Source organism: Wolbachia endosymbiont (group B) of Xanthorhoe designata (assembly GCF_964028585.1).
GTDB lineage: Bacteria > Pseudomonadota > Alphaproteobacteria > Rickettsiales > Anaplasmataceae > Wolbachia.
In genome coordinates this window covers 599,604-619,467 of sequence record NZ_OZ034794.1, presented here as the reverse complement: position 1 = coordinate 619,467, position 19,864 = coordinate 599,604, and the positions used below count along the sequence as shown (strand labels likewise).

The 19,864-nt window shown below is 34.4% G+C and carries 16 protein-coding genes and 1 pseudogene; 7 read left to right on the top strand and 10 right to left on the bottom strand.

Features of this window, described 5'->3' with window-relative positions:
* Position 1: 1 nt before the first annotated feature.
* From ctaD to hemJ, 4 genes are all read right to left on the bottom strand, one after another.
* Positions 2-1,552 carry a cytochrome c oxidase subunit I gene (gene ctaD / locus ABWU64_RS02930; protein WP_015587680.1) on the bottom strand — a complete coding sequence of 517 codons (1,551 nt, stop codon included), beginning with the start codon at positions 1,550-1,552 and terminating at the stop codon, positions 2-4.
* Between the two features lie 15 nt (positions 1,553-1,567).
* Positions 1,568-2,332, bottom strand: a complete 765-nt coding sequence (coxB, locus tag ABWU64_RS02925) for a cytochrome c oxidase subunit II (RefSeq protein ID WP_015587679.1) — start codon at positions 2,330-2,332, stop codon at positions 1,568-1,570.
* Between the two features lie 533 nt (positions 2,333-2,865).
* Positions 2,866-4,377 carry an HlyD family type I secretion periplasmic adaptor subunit gene (locus tag ABWU64_RS02920; RefSeq protein ID WP_353279834.1) on the bottom strand — a complete coding sequence of 504 codons (1,512 nt, stop codon included), beginning with the start codon at positions 4,375-4,377 and terminating at the stop codon, positions 2,866-2,868.
* 154 nt (positions 4,378-4,531) lie between these two features.
* The gene (gene hemJ / locus ABWU64_RS02915; protein ID WP_127463574.1) at positions 4,532-4,960 is read right to left on the bottom strand and encodes a protoporphyrinogen oxidase HemJ; all 429 of its coding nucleotides are present in this window, start codon (positions 4,958-4,960) and stop codon (positions 4,532-4,534) included.
* Positions 4,961-5,025: 65 nt separating this feature from the next.
* On the opposite strand from hemJ, the gene pdhA reads away from it, so the two are divergent.
* Together pdhA and gatB are read left to right on the top strand one after the other, a co-directional pair.
* On the top strand, positions 5,026-6,006 hold the full coding sequence (pdhA, locus tag ABWU64_RS02910; RefSeq protein WP_353279833.1) for a pyruvate dehydrogenase (acetyl-transferring) E1 component subunit alpha: 981 nt from the start codon (positions 5,026-5,028) through the stop codon (positions 6,004-6,006).
* A gap of 205 nt (positions 6,007-6,211) precedes the next feature.
* On the top strand, positions 6,212-7,642 hold the full coding sequence (gatB, locus tag ABWU64_RS02905; protein ID WP_341815898.1) for an Asp-tRNA(Asn)/Glu-tRNA(Gln) amidotransferase subunit GatB: 1,431 nt from the start codon (positions 6,212-6,214) through the stop codon (positions 7,640-7,642).
* Positions 7,643-7,855: 213 nt separating this feature from the next.
* Here the strand turns inward: gatB and ABWU64_RS02900 are convergent, their stop codons facing one another.
* From ABWU64_RS02900 to ABWU64_RS02885, 4 genes and pseudogenes are all read right to left on the bottom strand, one after another.
* A complete protein-coding gene (locus ABWU64_RS02900; protein ID WP_341815897.1) occupies positions 7,856-8,776 on the bottom strand; it encodes a tyrosine-type recombinase/integrase in 921 nt (306 codons plus the stop codon).
* A gap of 2 nt (positions 8,777-8,778) precedes the next feature.
* On the bottom strand, positions 8,779-10,158 hold the full coding sequence (gene lpdA / locus ABWU64_RS02895) for a dihydrolipoyl dehydrogenase (RefSeq protein WP_341815896.1): 1,380 nt from the start codon (positions 10,156-10,158) through the stop codon (positions 8,779-8,781).
* Positions 10,151-11,259 (bottom strand): annotated as a pseudogene (locus tag ABWU64_RS02890) (PQQ-binding-like beta-propeller repeat protein). The gene lpdA and the pseudogene ABWU64_RS02890 overlap by 8 nt, the downstream one beginning before the upstream one ends.
* A gap of 313 nt (positions 11,260-11,572) precedes the next feature.
* Positions 11,573-11,713 carry a hypothetical protein gene (locus ABWU64_RS02885; RefSeq protein WP_353279874.1) on the bottom strand — a complete coding sequence of 47 codons (141 nt, stop codon included), beginning with the start codon at positions 11,711-11,713 and terminating at the stop codon, positions 11,573-11,575.
* Between ABWU64_RS02885 and ABWU64_RS02880 the strand changes: the two genes are divergently transcribed.
* Complete coding sequence (locus ABWU64_RS02880) at positions 11,661-12,875, top strand: cbb3-type cytochrome c oxidase subunit I (RefSeq protein ID WP_353279855.1); 1,215 nt, start codon at positions 11,661-11,663, stop codon at positions 12,873-12,875. The two genes, ABWU64_RS02885 and ABWU64_RS02880, sit on opposite strands and share 53 nt — an antisense overlap.
* Before the next feature lie 120 nt (positions 12,876-12,995).
* Here the strand turns inward: ABWU64_RS02880 and ABWU64_RS02875 are convergent, their stop codons facing one another.
* Positions 12,996-13,649, bottom strand: a complete 654-nt coding sequence (locus ABWU64_RS02875; protein WP_353279832.1) for a hypothetical protein — start codon at positions 13,647-13,649, stop codon at positions 12,996-12,998.
* Between the two features lie 159 nt (positions 13,650-13,808).
* Between ABWU64_RS02875 and ABWU64_RS02870 the strand changes: the two genes are divergently transcribed.
* The 4 genes from ABWU64_RS02870 to ABWU64_RS02855 are packed head-to-tail and all read left to right on the top strand — an operon-like array spanning position 13,809 to position 18,356.
* Complete coding sequence (locus tag ABWU64_RS02870; RefSeq protein ID WP_341815893.1) at positions 13,809-16,277, top strand: valine--tRNA ligase; 2,469 nt, start codon at positions 13,809-13,811, stop codon at positions 16,275-16,277.
* 41 nt (positions 16,278-16,318) lie between these two features.
* Entirely contained in the window at positions 16,319-17,242 is a 924-nt protein-coding gene (locus ABWU64_RS02865; protein WP_353279831.1) for a hypothetical protein, read from the top strand.
* Entirely contained in the window at positions 17,239-17,811 is a 573-nt protein-coding gene (locus ABWU64_RS02860; protein ID WP_353279830.1) for a hypothetical protein, read from the top strand. The genes ABWU64_RS02865 and ABWU64_RS02860 overlap by 4 nt, the downstream gene beginning before the upstream one ends.
* A 17-nt stretch (positions 17,812-17,828) precedes the next feature.
* Positions 17,829-18,356: a hypothetical protein gene (locus ABWU64_RS02855; protein WP_353279829.1), complete on the top strand. Its 528-nt coding sequence runs from the start codon at positions 17,829-17,831 to the stop codon at positions 18,354-18,356.
* On the opposite strand, the gene ABWU64_RS02850 is transcribed toward ABWU64_RS02855, so the two are convergent.
* A complete protein-coding gene (locus tag ABWU64_RS02850; RefSeq protein WP_353279828.1) occupies positions 18,336-19,568 on the bottom strand; it encodes an IS256 family transposase in 1,233 nt (410 codons plus the stop codon). The two genes, ABWU64_RS02855 and ABWU64_RS02850, sit on opposite strands and share 21 nt — an antisense overlap.
* Positions 19,569-19,864: the final 296 nt, after the last annotated feature.

Below are 19,864 nucleotides of genomic sequence, written 5' to 3'. Positions count from 1 at the left end.
TCTATTTTATCACTGGTGGTTTTTCAAAAGTATGAAAAGGCGGTGGCGAAGATACTGTCCATTCTAAAGTGTCACCTTCCCAAGGATTATCTCCAGTTTTTTTGCCCCATTTGAAGAGATGTATAACTATAAATATAAAAAACATAACTGAAACAAAGGACATATATGAACCAATTGAGGATATATAATTCCAAGGGATAAACGCGTCGGGATAATCAGGTATACGCCTTGGCATGCCGGCTAATCCTAGGAAATGCTGAGGTAAGAAAGTAACATTAGTGCTAATAAAAGTGAGCCAAAAGTGTACCTTTCCTAAACACTCGTTATATTGCTTACCTGACATTTTACCTATCCAATAATAAAAACCAGCAAAGGCTCCAAACAATGCAGCAAGCGACATGACATAGTGAAAGTGAGCAACGACATAATAGGTATCATGCAAAAGTTTATCTATTCCACCGTGAGAAAGAATTATTCCGGTTATACCACCACCAACAAACATAAAAATAAAACCTAGCGCAAATAGCATAGGGGTTTTAAATTCAATTGCCCCACCCCACATAGTTGCAATCCAACTAAAGACTTTTACACCAGTTATAACACCAATAAAAATTGTTGTAGTGCTAAAAAACACAGCAGCATCTTCGCTAAGCCCAACAGTAAACATATGGTGAGCCCAAACCATAAAACCAAATGCTGCTATACCTATCATTGCATAAACCATTCCCTTATAGCCAAATACTGGTCTATGGGAAAAAGTTGACACGACTTGGCTTATAATGCCAAACGCAGGAAAAATAATGATATAAACCTCTGGGTGACCAAAAAACCAAAACAGATGTTGAAATAACACAGGATCACCACCACCAGCAGGATCAAAAAAGGAAGTGCCAATATTGCGATCAGTGAGCAGCATAGTTATAGCACCAGCAAGTACCGGTAAAGCTACAATTAACATAAACGATGTTAATAGAACAGACCAAACAAACAGTGGCATTTTAGTGAGTGACATGCCTTTTGCACGCATATTGAATATAGTGACTATAAAGTTGATCGCCCCAACAATTGATGACATACCAGCAACATGAAGTGCAAGTATAGCAAGATCAACTCCTGCACTTGGGTGAGACATGATTTGCGATAGAGGTGGGTATAAAGTCCATCCTGTCCCAGGACCTTCGCCAGCAAACACCGAGAGAATGAGCAGAATAAAAGATGATACTAATAACCAAAAACTTAAATTATTCATACGAGGAAATGCCATATCTGGTGAACCAATCATGAGAGGTACGAACCAATTACCAAATCCCCCCATTAAGGCTGGCATTATCATAAAAAACACCATTATTACCGCATGCCCTGTAATCATTACGTTATATAGCTGGTAATTATTGTTAAGTATATTAATGTGCATTAGCTGAGTACGAATAATTACCGATAATAATCCACCAATAATTCCAGCTAATATGGAAAAAATAATGTATAGTGTCCCTATATCTTTGTGATTAGTAGAAAACAGCCAACGTCTTATACCTTTTGGTACATCACTCATATCTATACTCCAAACTTAACTTACTAATTTTTTATCTTCAATCCACTTATTAAAATCTTCTTTACTCACTGCTTCAACAACAATTGGCATAAATCCATGACCTTGACCACATAGTTCATAACATTGCCCATAATAAATACCGGGCTTTGTAACGTTAAACCATGCTTCATTCAGCCTACCTGGTATTGCATCAATTTTTATACCAAAAGCCGGTATTCCCCAGCTATGTATTACATCTCCTGCTGTCACTTGTAAACGAATATTAGTATTGATAGGTAAAATAACGTTATTATCAACAGACAATAGTTTTAAATCTCTTTCGGTAAAGTCTTCTTTTCCTTTTATATAGCTGTCAAATGAAATACCTTGATATTCTGGGTACTGGTAACTCCAATACCATTGATGACCAATAACTTTTAGTGTTATGTCAGCTTTTGGCACTTTCTCCTGTAGTTTAATTAATTCAGCATTTTTAAAAGCCAATACCCCAACAATAATCGTTGGTATAACAAACCAGATAATTTCTACAAAGATATTATGAGTTATTTTACTGACATTTTTCACTTTGCCCTTACGAAAGCGAAATACTACATAAGCAAGCAGGGCCCATACAAAAAGCATAATTGCAATCATTACACTCATCACAAACGAATGTGACTTAACTACAACCTCCATTATCTCAGTTGCAGGCGCAGGAAATCCAAATTGCCAAGAAGTAGGAGCAGAAGCAATTGATATGTTTGAGTAAAACATTATCAATAATGCAAATAACTTCACCATATTTTTTGCTGTAAAACTAACTGTATAATAATATATATACACTTACTATGCAAACAGAGATTATAGAATGTACACAAGTGTTTTGCTAAATATTGAATCAAAAGTAAATGATGATTAATGTTTTTTTAGCATTTAATAAATATAATAATACGATACTAACTTGAGGAAAAAGCATTTACATGAATCTATTTTAACTTAAGTATTTACTTTAAGGAAGTTCTATAATAAGTTTAATAGTGTCTGTTACTGCTAATAACCCTCTAGCCTCACACCTAAAAGCAGTAACAGACACTATTAAACTTTAAGTAAGTTTGCCTATTTATAATTCATTGAGGTAAAAATCTTACTAATTCCTTTAATTCTATTATACAGCTGAGTTTACTAATTAACCTTTAATGTTTACGTTAGCATTTGCATCTTAAATCAAAGATTTACATATTATAGAAAATAATTATAAAATAATACACTACTTGTGTGTAAATTTTTTTGCATATCAAACTCTGTAAACAAATTTTTTAGAAAAGCCAAATAAATTATCTCTCTATGAAAGATCTATCGAATGTTGCAATTATAGGTGTAAACAAGAACGATAAAAGAGTGCGAGATTGAGTAACTATATATACTTCTGCTGGCATACCAGGATATAGGTATACGTTTTTAAATTGAGCAAGTTCTGATTTTGGTATCACCACTCGCACTGAATAATAACGCCCCATCCTTGGATCATCAAGAGCATCAGGGGAAATATGGTTTACTATACCGTTAATTAAACTTAAGCGACGTGCACTATAAGCACTCAGCCTTACTTTAACTTTCAGCCCTTCTAGTCCGTCGATAGAGACTATATTGCTATCTTTCTTTTTTGCTGACAGTATCTCTTCTATGTTTCTGGTTAGAACTTTAGCATTTATTATTAGATCATCATCTGATGGTACTATACTCATGATTGGAACTCCAGATTGTATAACACCACCTTCAGTGTGGTATCTTATATCTGTAACTATACCATCTTGAGGTGATTTAATTATTGTACGTGCTAACGAATCTTCAGCAACCATCAGCCTCTCTTTTAAGTCTGCAATAGATGTATTAACTTCCTTAAGCTCAGCATTTGCTCTTTCTTGAGCATCATTCTTCACATTTATAATCTCTAACTCATTTTCTCCAATCTTTTGCTGTACTTGAGATATTGCAGAACGGTAATGTCCAACTCTACCCTCAATGTCAGCAAACTGTTTTTCTAAAGCTAAAATGTGTGGTTTGCTTATATGGCCACTATCAAGTAATTGTCTTTTTGTTTCTAACTCTTCAGTTATCAAGTCATATTGCTTATGGGCTGCATTTAGTTGAAAATTTAGCCCTGCTAATTCATCATTTAACTGCTTTATACGTTGTTGCAGTATGTCAGTTTTTCCTAATATACTCTTTCTCTGAGAGTTGAACAACTTTACCTGATTCTTTATCGCTTTATTTACAAGTTCATCGTTAGATAATCTTTTAACCTCATCAGAAAATTCTAGCGTATCTAAGTCTCCCCTAATTGCAATAAGTCTTGCTTCAGTTGATAAAAACGATAAGAGTTTTTCTTTAATTATACTCAAATTTGCCTTTTCATTAACATCACTTAATAAAACTAAAGGCTCATCTTTTTTAACTGCTTGACCTTCTTTTACTAAAATTTTGCTTATTATTCCCCCACCCAAGTGTTGCACTATTTTTCTATTTGAAGAGACAATAACTTCTCCACTTGCATGCACTGCTCCGTCAATTGGAGCTATAGCCGACCAAATACCACCTATTCCAAAAAAGATGAATATCACCACTAAACCAAAAAATAGTGGTCCCCATGTGACTTTTAGGACTTCATTTACGTTATTACTCTCACGTTTAAAAATAAAATTTATCATCGCATCAATCCATGCGAACGTCTTATCCAAAAATTGATATTTCTTCTTTTTATTTCCTGCTCTTTGCATATCTATATCATCACTACCAATCAGGCCTGTCAAAGAAAGTCCAGCACTAAGCTTTTTTAACTTACTCATTATAATACTACTGCGAATTCTTGTTAACCAGGATAACACACAAAAACAAAGAATCTATGCCTTAAGTATTTTACTTAGACTATGGAACATCAGAATAAACTATTTAGTAACAATTCTTATACTCCATTCAATGGTTCAGCATTAGGCTAGAAAATCAAAAAGGTTTTACAATAACCATAATAACTATAATTATTATTAACACTGTTACTGCTTCGTTTAAAACACGAAAATAAACGTGAGTTTTCTTATTCAAGCCCACTGCAAAATTTTTCCTATGCTTTGCAAGTAGGCCATGAATAGCAAACATTAAGAATAATGCTAGCGCTTTTACATGAAACCACCCTTCGCGATATGCTTCCCTAATAATCATTAGCATAATTCCAAAACTAAGGGAGAAAAGCATTGCAGGGTTTATGATATATCTAAGGAGTCTCTTCTCCATTATTTGAAGTAAGCTGTCATTTTCTGACCCTGGTTTTACAGATGCATGGTAAACATAAAGCCTTGGCAAATAGAGCATACCTGCCACCCACATAATTACAGAGATAACGTGAAAAGCTTCAAGCCAGTGATAGTAGTCCATATAGATAGTATTATAAAATGTCAAAAATTTCTGGTATGATCTCAATTTAATAAAAGAAAGTCAATATGAAAGCAGAAAATTTCACTAAAGAACAGGTGATTGGATTCTACAGAAAAATGCTTCTCATACGCGGATTTGAGGAAAAAGCAGGACAATTATACGGAATGGGATTAATAGGCGGATTCTGTCACTTATCAATAGGGCAAGAAGCAGTTGCAGTTGGGACTCAAGCTGCATCAAAATCTGGTGATGCTTTTATCACAAGCTATAGAGACCATGGCTTAATGCTTGCATGTAATTCTGATCCGAATGTTGTGATGGCAGAACTAACCGGCAAAGAAACAGGGTGTTCAAAAGGCAAAGGTGGCTCCATGCACATATTTGATGTTGAAAAAAATTTCTTTGGTGGACATGGAATAGTAGGTGCACAAGTCCCAATTGGTACAGGAATAGCATTTGCTAATAAATACAAGAAAAAAGATAACGTTGTATTCACATATTTTGGTGACGGTGCTGCAAATCAAGGACAAGTATATGAATCATTTAATATGGCATCTTTGTGGAAGTTACCTGTGGTTTATATCATAGAAAATAACGAATACGCAATGGGAACTTCTGTACAAAGATCAACTTTAGTAACTGAACTATATAAAAGAGGAGAGAGTTTTGGTATTCCTGGAAAACAAGTTGATGGAATGGATTTTTTCTCTGTCTATGAGGTAACAAGTGAAATAGCTGAGCACGTACGTGGGGGAAAAGGACCTCTCTTACTTGAAATGAAGACATATAGATATCGTGGCCATTCGATGTCAGATCCTGCTACTTATCGTTCAAAAGAAGAAGTTGAAGATATGAAGCAAAATCATGATCCTATAAGCACCTTAAAGCAGTATATAACAGACAATAAAATCGCTTCTGATGAAGAATGCAAAGCTATTGATAAGGAAATACGAGATTTAGTAAAAAAGTCAGAAGATTTTGCTAAAAATAGTAAAGAGCCAGGCATTGATGAACTATATACTGATATTTATAAATTTGTTAGCTAATCAGTTGCCATCAAAATTATGTTTTGGCCTACTATAGATATTTTTTGGCAGCACTTAACTTTATTATATAACAGCCTAGTCAATAGAAACTGTAGTAACTCTTATATTATTGATATACACCGCTCTTGGATCATAGGTTAAATGAGTTTTATTTGACTTTTTGTGCTAGTTTGCAGAATATAAAGTTATTAATTGAATAAAATACATGACAAAAGAAAACTGGGAGACAGTAATTGGACTTGAGGTACACGCTCAGGTTTCTTCTAAGACAAAGCTATTTTCTAGTTCACTAACGGAATTTGGCACTGAGCACAATACTCAAGTTTCTCTAGTTGATGCAGGAATGCCAGGTACATTACCAGTATTAAATTATAGCTGCATAGAGCAAGCAATATGCACCGGACTTGCAATTTCTGCAGAAATTAATAAATGCTCTTACTTTGACCGGAAAAATTATTTTTATCCCGATTTACCACAAGGTTATCAAATAACCCAGTTCTTTGAGCCAATAGTTAAAAATGGCAAAGTTTTTATCAATAATAATGAAAAAGAAATAAGAATCGCAAGAATTCACTTAGAGCAAGATGCAGGAAAGAGTATTCATGAAGAAAGCAAAACTTACATAGATTTAAATCGTGCAGGCGTTGCTTTAATGGAAATTGTTTCAGAGCCAGATCTCCGTTCATCTGCAGAAGCTGCAGAATTCATGAAAAAATTGAGGCAGATTTTGCGTTACATCGGTTCATGTGATGGTGATATGGAAAAGGGGTCACTTCGCTGTGATGCAAATGTTTCTGTTCGCCTAAAGGGTAGTAGCACGTTTGGCACTCGTTGTGAAATAAAAAACTTAAATTCAATACGTTATATTGTACAAGCTATAGATTATGAAGCACAAAGGCAGATCAAAATTTTGGAAAGCGGAGGAGAAATAAGTCAAGATACCTTATTGTTTGATGTCACTTTAGGAAAAACAAAAGTGATGAGAAGCAAAGAAGATTCAAGTGACTATAGATATTTCCCTGAACCTGATTTGCTACCTGTTGAAATAAGCCAAGACAAAATTGATTCTATTAAATCATCTTTACCCGAGTTGCCAGATCAAAAAAAACTTCGATACATAGAGGAATTAGGTATCAATGAATATGATGCAGACGTTATCACTTCTGATAAAGAAATTGCCGATTATTTTGAAAAATTAGCAAAAAAGCATGATTCAAAGATTGCAGTTACCTGGTTAACCGTCGAGCTTTTCGGTCGTTTAAATAAAACAAATATTGATATTGTTAGTTCTCCAATTAAAGCAGATGCTTTATCCGAGCTCCTCGACTTTATCGTCGATGGAACGATCTCTGCTAAACTTGGTAAACAAGTTTTTGATATTATGTTTGAAACTGGAAAGCCTGCATCCCTTATTATAGAAGAGCAGAATCTCAAGCAAATAACTGACACATGTCAAATCTCAGAGGTAATAGATAAAATCATCAATGACAACCAAGATAAAGTTCAAGAATATAAGGGTGGTAAAACAAGATTGTATGGGTTCTTTGTTGGTGAAGTCATGAAATCCACCAAAGGAAAAGCCAGCCCTGATGTCGTAAACTTGGTTTTGAGTGAAAAATTAAAATTGAGTGCCTAGGTGTGCGGTCCCAGATCTTTTGCTATTTGCTTGACTTGTTTCTTTACATAGCTTCTAATTTAAATTCTGCTGTCTATTCTCTTTCATTCATAACCTTTTGCAAAACGTTTTTGCTTTCTTCTCTGCTGGTCACTATTGCTTATATAAAGCAAGTACAGTACTGAATGATGTTGCAAGCACTCAGTTCGGCAATATTATCGATTTAAGACGAAGTTAAGATTTCGATTTTTTATTCAAACTTTTCTGAAAGTTTTTATACATATTGAAGACATCTTGATAATTTAGGTGAGTGTAAACTTGAGTAGTTTCAAGGCTTGAGTGGCCAAGCAGCTGTTGTATTGATCTTATGTCAATATCTTCCTGAAGCAAATGAGTAGCAAAACTATGGCGAAATGCATGTGGAGATAAAATTTCTGGTAAGTTTAAAAATCTTCTTATTTTTTGCAAACGATTAGCAACATAAGTTCTTCCCAATTTTTTTCCTCTTACCCCCACAAAAAGATGTCCCACTTCGTCAAAGTGAGGACAAGCTTTTATATATTTTTGTATACACTTTTTTACTACTGGAAGAATAAATACCTGCCTTTGTTTATCTCCCTTACCTGTTACTATTAAACTTTCATTGCTAATATCACTAACCTTAAGATTCAATGCTTCAGTGATTCTTAAGCCCGTACCATATAGCAGAACGACAATTGCAATTTCTCTTTTTACCACCCAAGGCTCGCCTAGATCAGGCAATTTCATTTCTTTCAATAGAGTTTCTATGTTAGATATTGAAAGTGCTTTAGGTAGAGTTCTTCTCTGAATTGGCCTTGATAAAGAAAATACCGCTTCATTATTTATTTCATAATTGTTTTTTATATATTTGAAAAAATTTCTGATTACTGACAATGCGCGAGTGTTAGATCTCGCATTTACACCTCTTGCATAACGAGAGGTAAACCAACTTCTCAGTTCAGGTATGCTTAATTTTTCTAAAGAGCCAACATTTACTTCTTCATCAATGTGAGTATTTAGGAAACTTATAAGATCCTTGAGGTCCCTCATGTATGACTCCAAAGTGTTTGGTGAGTAAGACCTGTTGTACTTTAGCCAATCATACCATTTTTCAATGATTGAACCGAGGTCCACAGTTACTTTTTAAAGAAAGCATCGATGCACGCATCCCTAAAGGCTTCATTTATATCAGGATGAGAGTGACAAATTCTGTATATATCCTCTGCTGCTGCACCATATGCCATTGCAACCGCTGCTTCATTGATTAGCGTATCAGCGTATGCTCCTATGATATGTACACCGAGTATTGTATCTGCTTTGCTACAAGTCAGAACTTTCACGAATCCCTCAGCATCGTCAGTGACTTTTGCTCTACCGTTTGCAGCAAATTGACATTTACCAACTTTATACTTTCGACCAGCACTTTTTAGTTCTTCTTCAGTTTTACCGATTGAAGAAACTGCAGGGTGGGTGTAAATGACTGACGGTATGATTTCATAATCAACGTGAGGCAATTGCCTTGCTAGTATCTCTGCAACTGTCACCCCTTCTTCCTCAGCTTTGTGAGCAAGCATTGCTCCGCCAATGACGTCACCAATAGCAAATATTCCTTTTACATTGGTTTCATACCTACTATTGACTTGAATAAAGCCACGACTGTCTTTTTCTATTTTTTCAAGACCCTCAGAGCATGGTTTGCGTCCTACTGCAACCAATACCTTATCCGCCTCTATAGAGTTTGTTTGATTATCTTTTACAGAGCAAACTTTCACACTCAAAGAGTTACTACTTTGTTTTATCTCTTCAACTTTGGTGCTGAGTAAAAATTTTATTCCCTGCTTTTGTAGACTAGAAAGTAAAGACTTACTTAGTTCGCCATCCATTGCTGCAGCGATTCTATCAAAAAACTCTACTACAGTAACTTCAGAGCCCAGCCTATTCCACACAGAAGACATTTCAAGTCCTATTGCCCCAGCTCCAATTACAACAAGTTTTTTTGGTACTTCAGTTAAAGACAATGCACCAGTTGATGAAATGATATTTTTCTCATCAATATCAATTCCTGGTAGAGAACTAACATCAGAACCAGTTGCAATTACTATATTTTTTGCCTTCAGTACCTTACCTTCAACTGAAACTTCAAGGTTGCCTTGATCAAAAGAAGTAATTTTTCCAAGTCCATTGATGTTAGTAATTTTGTAAAGGTTAAACAGATATTCTATGCCTTTTCCAAGTTCCTGAACTCTAGCGTCTTTATAGCCTATCATTTCTCTCAAATCGAGACTTACATCCTTAACTTTTATGCCAAGTTTTGATAGATTATTTTTCGCGTTAGCATACTGATAAGAGGAATGGAGTAATGCTTTTGATGGTATACACCCAACTCGCAAACACGTGCCACCAAAAATGCTATTTTTGTCTATACAAGCAACTTTGAGTCCAAGTTTTGCAGCAGCAATAGCGCATTTGTAACCACCTGGACCACCACCTATAATAATTAAATCATAATCAGTCATAAAAAATAAACCTATTTTCTAAAGAATAAACACCATTTCCTTCAGTCGTTATATACATCTTACCATGGGTAAATACTGGAGCATGAAACACATTACCAGGTATTTTAATTACCCTTCCTGTACTTTCAGATCCAGGAAAAGCAAATATTGAACCTTTATTACTTGTTACCCAAAGCGTATGGGCATACATAATTGGAACAAACAATTGCACATTCTCTATAAAATCAGATGTCCAAACTGTTTTTCCACTTTGTATGTCGATGCCAATTACCTTATTATTTTTAGTCACCATGAAAATTCTTCCGCCTTCTTTTTGTTTCTCTGCAGGAATAAGAGGGCTATAATATGACTCTATGTCTGATACACTTTTTACTTGTAGTGGCTTTGACCATGAGATATTTCCTGATTTTACATCAATGCCGTAAATATAAGAATTACTCGTAGCTATTAAGATGTTATCGTGCACTCTAGGTGTAGTAGTTACATCTGTAAGCTGTGTATCCAAAAGGTTGGTAGCCAATTTTTGGCTCCATAATTTTTTACCTTCTTCATTAAAAGCTATTAACTCACCATTTGAAAATGGTGCTATTATTTTATCATTAGAGATTGCTGGTGAGATGGAATATAAACCTCGAACCTCATTTATACCATTTTGATAAGCCCAAATGGGACTGCCATCTTTTATATCAAATGCATGCAGATAGTTATCAATAGTCAATACTAAGAGCTTATTATTTATTACTACTGTTTTCCCTCTTACCGGAGATCTCAATTCTTTTTCCCATTGAATCTCCCCTGTCTTTACGTCTATTGTGTGTAGAATGTTATTCACTACAAAGAAAACATTTTTTTGTAGCTCGATAGACTCATATTACCAATTTTTTTTCTACTTGAGAGGTATAATTTCCAATTTATAACTCTTGGGTTATCGATATCAAAGGAATATAAGGTACCGTGCTTGTCTGGTAAAATAACGCTATTTTCTGTAAGTATTGGAGCTACATATCCTTGAGATAATTTTTTATCTACTAAACTTATTCGTTCGCTTGCCATTGTATAGTTACTATACAATAACATTATCATGACAATTATTATTTTCATTATTTAGTGAAAACAAGATTCATTAATATACATACTAGAAACCTAAATCACAACGAAAATGTTCTTAATTGTGGATCAAAAGCATTAACGTAATGTCATGCCATTATGTAAAGATGCTCTTACTGTAATAATTTTTATCAAGTATTGATTAAAACACATTTCGATAGCCCAGACTAACGCTGTCAGTAATACTACCACAATATGAAATGGAAATGGACGCAGCATTTTCAGGATGAAAGATATTGTTGTAATGTCATTCATTTAAACTATGCATATCAATTTGAAAAATGTACACTGTCTTATGCTATAGTACCTAAAAGTAAATGCTCAACATACAAGATAACACTCCACTTTGTAGGCAATGGGTATTCTTGGCAGTATGTGCCCTTGCTTGCTCTGGTTTGCTATCAATAATTGTTATCTTTCTACGATTGCCTTTCATTTCCTCTCTCATTCCCTCCGCACAATATATTTTTGATAATGCACTGGTGATACATGTGAATTTGTCAATTTTGGTGTGGATGTGCTCTATAATATCTCTGCTCTTTATTATAAACCTACAAAATACCAGTAAATGGCTCAATTTTTTATGGGCTCTATCAACCCTTTCTATGCTGCTGATGTTTATATCCGCATTTGTTCCAAACACTGAAGTTATCAAAAGTAACTATATTCCCGTATTACAAAACAAATTATTTTTACTTGGACTCAGTCTTTTCATTACCAGCATATTGATAAATGCAGCCCTAGCCTACATATCAAATAAACAAGACTCATATCTTTCAATCGGACAAATTGGCCTGGTCATTATACTTGTGTCATCATTTCTTTGTGTTGTTTTAGCACATAAAAATATGCCTCCAGGTCTATATCACTCAGACAAGAATTTATTTTATGAATATCTCTTTTGGGGAGGCGGACATTTACTGCAGTTTGCTTTTGCTCAAGCAATGTTTTTAGTTTATTTGACCATACTGAATGCTCGTTATATTAGTCTAAATAAAATTACCATTTTACCACTATTTATAAACACAGTTTTGGCCGTAGGTGCGCCGTTTATATACTTTATTTATTCGGTAGATAGTGCTGAATTGATACAGTTTTTTACCTGGCATATGAGAATTGCTGGAGCAGTTCTGCCGTGCTTTTTAACAATATTAGTGTATTGCAACATAAAAACTCTGCTCAATGATAAGGGCAGTTATCTGCTCCACTCGTTTGTATTGTTTATTTATGGAGGTGTACTTGGAGTGCTAACTATTGAAGGAAATGTTACCATTCCTGCGCATTATCACGGTTCTGTGGTTGGTATTACTATAGCTTTTATGAATTTTGTCTACTGGCTGTTACCAAAATTGGGCTGTAAAGAAATAAAAAGCTCCATAGTAAGATTACAGATTTATGCATATAGCTTAGGACATTTTCTCCATATTACTGGACTTGTTTGGCTTGGTGGATATGGAGCTTTAAGAAAAGTTGCAGATTTGCCAAGCATTTCATCAATTTTGGCACGTGCTTGTTTTATTACGGGTGGAGCTATATCAGTTATTGGTGGAATGTTATTCGTAATAATTGTGATTTTACATCTTCTTAAAGGCAAGGCTCGTACCAACTAACCCACAGAAACAAAACTAAAAATTTTAGTGTAAAATAATTACTATATTTACTTTGTACTATGGCTCAAACAACCTGCTTCAAATTTGGAAAGGCAGTGAAATGAAAAAAACTATATCAAGCTAAACTGAATTCTTATTTGCTACTCCTTGTGGTTCTTGTGTTCCATTTACTTGAAAGCTAGGTTTCATTATTAAACCACCAGCTAAGAATGCAGATACTGTTGCTATAACAACGATTAACCACATGTCCAATTTTGTTGTATGTTCAAGTGTAATATACACTACTAACCCAATAGCAAGATTAGTACTAGCAGTAGCGATGTATGTTGCTTTTTCTTTTAGTTGTTTATTTGCTTCATTTTTGACTTCTAATATTTTCTTTTCTTGCTGTGAATGCTGGATTTGAGTATTTAGTTTATTTTTTTCATCTTCTAACTCTATATTTTCGCTCTGAGCTGTATTCTTTGCATGTTCTAAAGCTCTGTTTAACCGCTCAACCTTATCTTTTTTAGTTTGTAAGTCTTTATTTTCCTCCTCTAGCTGCTCAAATTTATTTATCTTTTGTTTCATTTCACTTCTCATTTCATTTTTTAGTTCATTTCTTATTTTATCTTTCAATGTAGCTATTGCCTCTTCTGGGCTTTTTTTACCTTTTAATTCCAGCACGTCCTTAAGCAATTCTGCTAGTTTTATTTTTTCGTTGGAGGGCAGATAGTATGGATCATATAGAGCATTGATAAGATCTTGTAAATCAGAAAATTTAAAATCAGGCATAATAAACCTCAATACTAAAAATTTATTATGTAATACATTTAAAATTATAAGGTCAAGAAAATTTTGTATTGTAACGAGGCTAAACTAAAAATGGCAGACATTAAAATTGCTGTATTTGCTCAATTGTGCTAACTTAAAGCTTAAAATTGAAAAATATTTATGTTAGAAGAAAAATACAGCTTTAGAGAAATTGAAGACAAATACAATATATTATGGGAAGGTAGTAAAGTTTATAAATGGAATGGTGAAAAGGATAATACTTTCACTATAGATACACCTCCACCAACGATATCTGGAAAGTTACACATCGGTCACATATTTAGCTATTGCCATACGGATTTTATTGCAAGGTTTCAGCGTATGCTGGGAAAAGATGTATTTTATCCAATTGGGTTTGATGATAATGGGCTTCCCACTGAAAGGTTAGTTGAGCAAACCTATAAAACCCGTGCAAAAGAAGTTGGCAGAGAAAAATTTATAGAAATGTGCCATGAAGTTATTGAGAAGTCAAAGCAAGAATTCAAGGAGTTATTTAAATCGGTCGGCATTAGTTATGATTGGAGTTTGGAATATCACACGATCAGCAAGGAAGCTGTGGCACTTTCTCAAATGTCATTTGTTGATTTATATAATAAGGGATATGCATACAGGAAAATGCAACCTATTCTTTGGGACCCAGTTGATAAAACCGCAATTGCACAAGCGGAAATAGAAGATAAAATTTTTGAATCATCTTTAAATACAATAGTTTTTTCCACTGAAGAAAATGAGCAGATTCACATCGCAACTACACGACCTGAGTTGCTTCCAGCATGCGTTGCGGTTTTTTGTCACCCGGAGGATGAACGCTATACTCAGCTGATTGGTAAGACAGCCATAGTGCCAATGACAGGGGCAAAAGTTCCAATAACAGCTGATGATAAGGTCAAAATAGATAAAGGCACTGGACTTGTTATGTGCTGTACATTTGGTGATGAGCTCGACATATATTGGCAGCAAAAGCATAATCTGCCGGTGACAATTATCATTGATCAGGATGGAAGAATGAATCTGCATGCAGTGAAATGGATCCCAGTGTTTGACACTGGGATCCATGGGCTAAAGGTCAAAGAAGCAAGAAAGAAAATAATTGAAATCCTAACTGAAAAGGGCCTTTTGATAGAAAGTACTAACATTTCTCATTCCGTAAAATGTGCAGAAAGATCTGGTGCATCACTTGAAATATTATCTACTTATCAGTGGTTTATCAAGACTTTAGAACAAAAAGTTCAACTGTTAGATAAAGTGAGAGAATGCAATTGGCATCCAGAATCTATGCGTAAACGCATGGAGGTGTGGATAGAGGGGCTAAATTGGGATTGGTGCATTTCAAGACAGCGTTATTTTGGTGTGCCATTTCCAATTTGGTATTCAAAACGTAAGGGAGAAGAAGGCAAAATCATTCTAGCTGAAGTAAAGGATTTACCTGTAGATCCATTAAAAGGTTTGCCGAAAGGCTATAGCAGAGAAGAAGTTACTCCAGATCAAGATGTGATGGATACTTGGGCAACAAGTGCGATCACTCCTCAACTAAGTGCACTGGCAGTAAACAGTGAGCTCGGTTTACCAAGCCATCGGTATGATAAGATATTTCCTGCAGATCTGCGCAGCCAAAGCCATGAGATAATAAGAACTTGGGCTTTTTATACGATTTTGAAGGCACATTATCATGCAGATTCACTGCCGTGGAAAAATATCATGATTAGTGGTTGGTGTTTGGCTGATGATAAAAAAAAGATGAGTAAATCAAAAGGTAACATCATTACTCCTCATGTAATGCTTGAAACCTATGGAGCTGACGTAGTACGCTATTGGGCAGCAAACTCAAGACTTGGAGTTGACACAGTCTACTCTGAAAATATCTTCAAAATTGGCAAACGACTTGTTACGAAACTTTGGAATGCTAGCAAATTTGTTTCCATGTTTATGGAAAAACATCAAGCATTGAGCATAAATTCCATCAGTGAGACGATGGATAAGTGGATATTGTCCAAATTATATAAAGTGATAGAAAAAACGACGAACAACCTATTACAGTTTGAATACTGCGAAGCTTTGAGCGCAATAGAAGAATTTTTTTGGAAAGATTTTTGTGATAATTACTTAGAGTTAGTTAAAAAACGTGCATATGGAGATGCATTGGACAGCGAGGCAAACATGAGTGCGAAACAGAGTTTAGCATATGTACTCAATATTATTTTGCGGTTATTTGCACCCTTTTTGCCATATATTACAGAGGAGATATATCATCAACTGTATAGTTATAACTCCGTGCACAATAAAAGTAATTGGCCTAGCAAGGAAGAATTGATCTATGATGAGCATTCTGAGGAAATGGGAGATAATTTTGTGCAGATATTAAACCTCGTGAGAAAAATAAAAGCAGATAATAATGTATCAGTTAAGCACTTGATAAAAAAATTGACGATAAAAGCAAACGCAGAAGATGATAAGTTAAATCAATCTGCACATGATGATTTGCAGTCAGTTTGCAATGCTGAAGTGATAGAATGGGTTGAGAGTACAGAAGCAGAGCTTATAACTGAGAATGGAAAATTTACTGTAAGTTTATTGATTGATGTAACTTAGCATTCGTATTACTATACTAATTATTTAGTTGTGAGGTAATAATGTTTGGTAATTCATATGATAATAAAATTGAAGAACAAAAAGATGATTATCATGACTTCATTCAAAGGTTTTTGTTTTTGCTCGGTAAGATAAAAGAAAAGAATAAATCAATTCACACTGCTGTAGCTAGTTTTCACATATTATCTTTTTTAATAAAATACAATGCCAATTTTAATGAAGATGAAGTGTATAAAGCCGTTATCCAAGATTTCAATAATGTAAAGGAGGCGAGACTAGAGCTTCAAGATAAGGCTAAAAAAGTATTGAATGGGTATATTGCAAATGGTGTTGAAACAGTGTCAATATATGGTAGTTGTGCAGAAGTTAAATTGGGAGCTAATAAAAACAAATTCAAAGTCAGTGAGTTTTTGAATAGTAATTTCTGTCAAGATAATGGAATTTCAGGATTTTCAACTCTGCATAGCAATGGAAAAAATGGAATGCACGGTTTTGTTTCTGAAGAAGGAATAAGGCACTATGTTGTAACTGATGGTGCATACGAAATAACTCTGAATTGGTGTGATGAGGACGGAAAAAAGTGCACTATTATAATTAATATTGATGCTAATGGTATAGAACTTATCGAGCGTAATCGTGTTACTGATGATCAATTGAAAGCAAATAAAGATGTAAAAATAGGTAACTTATTCTTGTATCAAATAAAATTTAGAAATAAGGAGAAAGGCAATCATAAATCATCTGAGATTGTGATAGAAAATAGTAATAGAAATATTAACATTCAAACAACTCAAGAAATTGAGCTTGGCAGCAAAGAAGCTCAAATAGGCAGTACTAAAATGCAAGACAAAATTGCACAAGTTGTAGATGACAGCTTAAACGAAAGAATTAATAAATTGGAAAAAGAAAATACAAGATTAACTGGAAATAATCAAACTATATTAGAACAATTACAGCAAAAATGAGAGAGGTGGAGGAATTAAATGGAAAGGTAAGGGAAAAAGATGAAGTTTTGGCTGAAGTAACACAAAAACTCAAGCAGCTAAGTGATTCGGTAGAGAGTGAATTTGAAAGGAGAAAAGTAGAGAAGGAAAAGTTAGAGGAGAAGTTAAGGAAAGCGCAAAAAGAGATACAAAAGTTAAGTAAAGAAAAAGCTGAATTAGTGCAAGAAAAGCAAGATTTAGAAGAATTTGCTGAAGGTCTAGATGTTAAAGTACAAAGACTAAAGGATCAAATAAGGCAATTAGAGTACAGTGTGGCTGTAGCAGTGAATGAAAATAAAAGATTAAAACAAAAATTGAATGATACTCAAAAAGAGTTGGATGGTAAGTATGGTGAAATCCAGAGATTAGAAAGTCAATCACACGAATTAGAAAGTCAAAAAATAACAGAATTGGAAATATACTTAGAAGAGAAAAAGAAAAAAATAGCAGAGTTAGAGGTGCTGTTGGAAGAAGAAAAGGGGGAAGTTTTTAGTTTAGAATCTAGATTATGTAATTCAGAAGAAGAAAAAAACGATTACAAAAAAAGTTAAATGAAAAAACTCAAGAAGTGATTAAACTAACTGTAGATTTAGAAGAACTAAGTAAGCAATCGGAAGAGAAAGAAACTAAATATTTCAGTAGGATTAAAGAGTTAGAAAAAATTCTTAATAAAGAAAGAAAAAACAGTGAAGAGTTAGAAAATTATAGCATCAATCTGGAGGAAGAAAGTCAAATTCAACATGAAAAGTACAAAGAGTTACTATTTGAGAAGCATTCTATAAAAGAAGAAATTTCAGATTTGAATGATCAATCTTCATTAGTTCATCAGAATCGTGTGAGCTTAGCACAAGATTTGGCAAAAAACATGATATATTTGTTCAAAGAGAATGTAAGAGAAGGAGATAAAGTGATTATATCGCAGGAAACTGTATTAGAGATTTTGAATAGATTGGAGGAATTAATCAAGAATGTTGGAGTCAGTGATCAAGAAATAAAAGGAGTAATTGAAGAAATATCTGTACAAACTAATGATAGCCTTGCGGGGATGTTCAAAAAAGTGTGTCAAACCGAATTTTTAGTTCAACTCAATTTTTAATCTACTAGGGAAAAAAATATCGAGTTGAGATATAGATAATGCCCAATCATGTACAGGCATCGTCCATTTTTCCTCCACCTTTCTTATAGCACAATATACCAGCTTGTACAAGGCATTTATGCTGGTGAATGCGCCCTTGGTCTTGGTAAATTTCCTAATTTGCCTGTGTAGCCCCTCGATGGGATTAGTGGTATAAATTAGCCTTCTAACAGGACCTGAATACTTGAAGTAACCGGATAAACTTTCCCAATTGTTCTGCCAAGATTTCACAACTAATGGATACTTTTCACCCCATTTTTCCTCTAGCTCAAGCAAATAATTTTCTGCAATTTCTTTACTTGTAGCACGGTATATTTTTTTCAAATCATTCATGAAAACTTTTACATCTTTGCTCGATACGTATTTCAGAGAGTTCCTTATTTGATGCACTACACATAGCTGTACTTCCACATTAGGAAATACGCTATTTACAGCTGCAGGAAAGCTTTTTAGGCCATCGACACAAGCTATCAAAATGTCTTCTATTCCTCTCTCTTTCAAGTCATTTAATACGCCTAACCAGAAGCTAGCTCCCTCGCTTTCTGCTAAGTAAAAACCCAGTACTTCTTTTCTGCCATTTTGGTCTATTCCTAATATGTTATACATGCACTTACTTACACAGCGACCGTCTTCTTTTACCTTAAAGAACATCCCATCCATAAATACTATTGGATACACTGATTGCAGTGGACGACTACGCCATTCATTGATTATAGGTAGTAATTTATCTGTAATTCCAGATATCTCTGCTGCAGATATTTTATGGTCATAAATTTCTTCCACATATGATGATATATCTCTGTATCCCACACCACTTGCAAACATGTTCAAGACCTTTGTTTCAAGCTCTGGATGTAGGCTTGTTTGCCTTTTTTTCACTATCTGTGGTTCAAAACTTCCCTCTCTGTCTCTTGGTGTCAATAGTTCAAATGAACCTGCACTTGTCTTCAAAGTTTTTCCATTCCTTCCGTTTCTACGATTGTTTTCTTCGCTTTCAGTAGATAAATGATGTTCTATTTCACCCTCCAAGCTTGCTTCAAGTAGCCTTTTTACAAATGGCGTTAATGCACCGTCTTTTCCCATTAATGGTCTACCTTCTCGTATAGACGACAAGATATTTGTTTCTAATTCTTTATAATCTACCAAACCAGTAGTTCTATTTGCTTGACTCATGTCAAACCTCCATTTTTATCTCAATTATATTTTATTTCTCGGTTTGACACACTTTTTTGAACATCCCCAGCCTTGCTCCTTCAGATATAAGTAATGGAGACTTATCAGCACTACCAAATAAAGAGCTGGATGAAGCTTCATATTCAGAAGATTTTGGATATTCTAGTAGATGTTCTACTCCCGTCTGATGCCACCTTGTATTTTGAGTTTAGTTAGCATATCAACTAAAGTTTATCACTGGTACAATTGTGATAAGTGTTCTCCTCTACAGGTAAGATAATTTTAATCAATATATA

What these genes read in the sequence shown, in the direction of transcription:
- ctaD (WP_015587680.1), bottom strand. Translation starts at nt 1,552, where the DNA reads ATGAGTGATGTACCAAAAGGTATAAGACGTTGGCTGTTTTCTACTAAT.
- coxB (WP_015587679.1), bottom strand. Translation starts at nt 2,332, where the DNA reads ATGGTGAAGTTATTTGCATTATTGATAATGTTTTACTCAAACATATCA.
- ABWU64_RS02920 (WP_353279834.1), bottom strand. Translation starts at nt 4,377, where the DNA reads ATGAGTAAGTTAAAAAAGCTTAGTGCTGGACTTTCTTTGACAGGCCTG.
- hemJ (WP_127463574.1), bottom strand. Translation starts at nt 4,960, where the DNA reads ATGGACTACTATCACTGGCTTGAAGCTTTTCACGTTATCTCTGTAATT.
- pdhA (WP_353279833.1), top strand. Translation starts at nt 5,026, where the DNA reads ATGAAAGCAGAAAATTTCACTAAAGAACAGGTGATTGGATTCTACAGA.
- gatB (WP_341815898.1), top strand. Translation starts at nt 6,212, where the DNA reads ATGACAAAAGAAAACTGGGAGACAGTAATTGGACTTGAGGTACACGCT.
- lpdA (WP_341815896.1), bottom strand. Translation starts at nt 10,158, where the DNA reads ATGACTGATTATGATTTAATTATTATAGGTGGTGGTCCAGGTGGTTAC.
- ABWU64_RS02885 (WP_353279874.1), bottom strand. Translation starts at nt 11,713, where the DNA reads ATGAGAGAGGAAATGAAAGGCAATCGTAGAAAGATAACAATTATTGAT.
- ABWU64_RS02875 (WP_353279832.1), bottom strand. Translation starts at nt 13,649, where the DNA reads ATGCCTGATTTTAAATTTTCTGATTTACAAGATCTTATCAATGCTCTA.
- ABWU64_RS02870 (WP_341815893.1), top strand. Translation starts at nt 13,809, where the DNA reads ATGTTAGAAGAAAAATACAGCTTTAGAGAAATTGAAGACAAATACAAT.
- ABWU64_RS02865 (WP_353279831.1), top strand. Translation starts at nt 16,319, where the DNA reads ATGTTTGGTAATTCATATGATAATAAAATTGAAGAACAAAAAGATGAT.
- ABWU64_RS02860 (WP_353279830.1), top strand. Translation starts at nt 17,239, where the DNA reads ATGAGAGAGGTGGAGGAATTAAATGGAAAGGTAAGGGAAAAAGATGAA.
- ABWU64_RS02850 (WP_353279828.1), bottom strand. Translation starts at nt 19,568, where the DNA reads ATGAGTCAAGCAAATAGAACTACTGGTTTGGTAGATTATAAAGAATTA.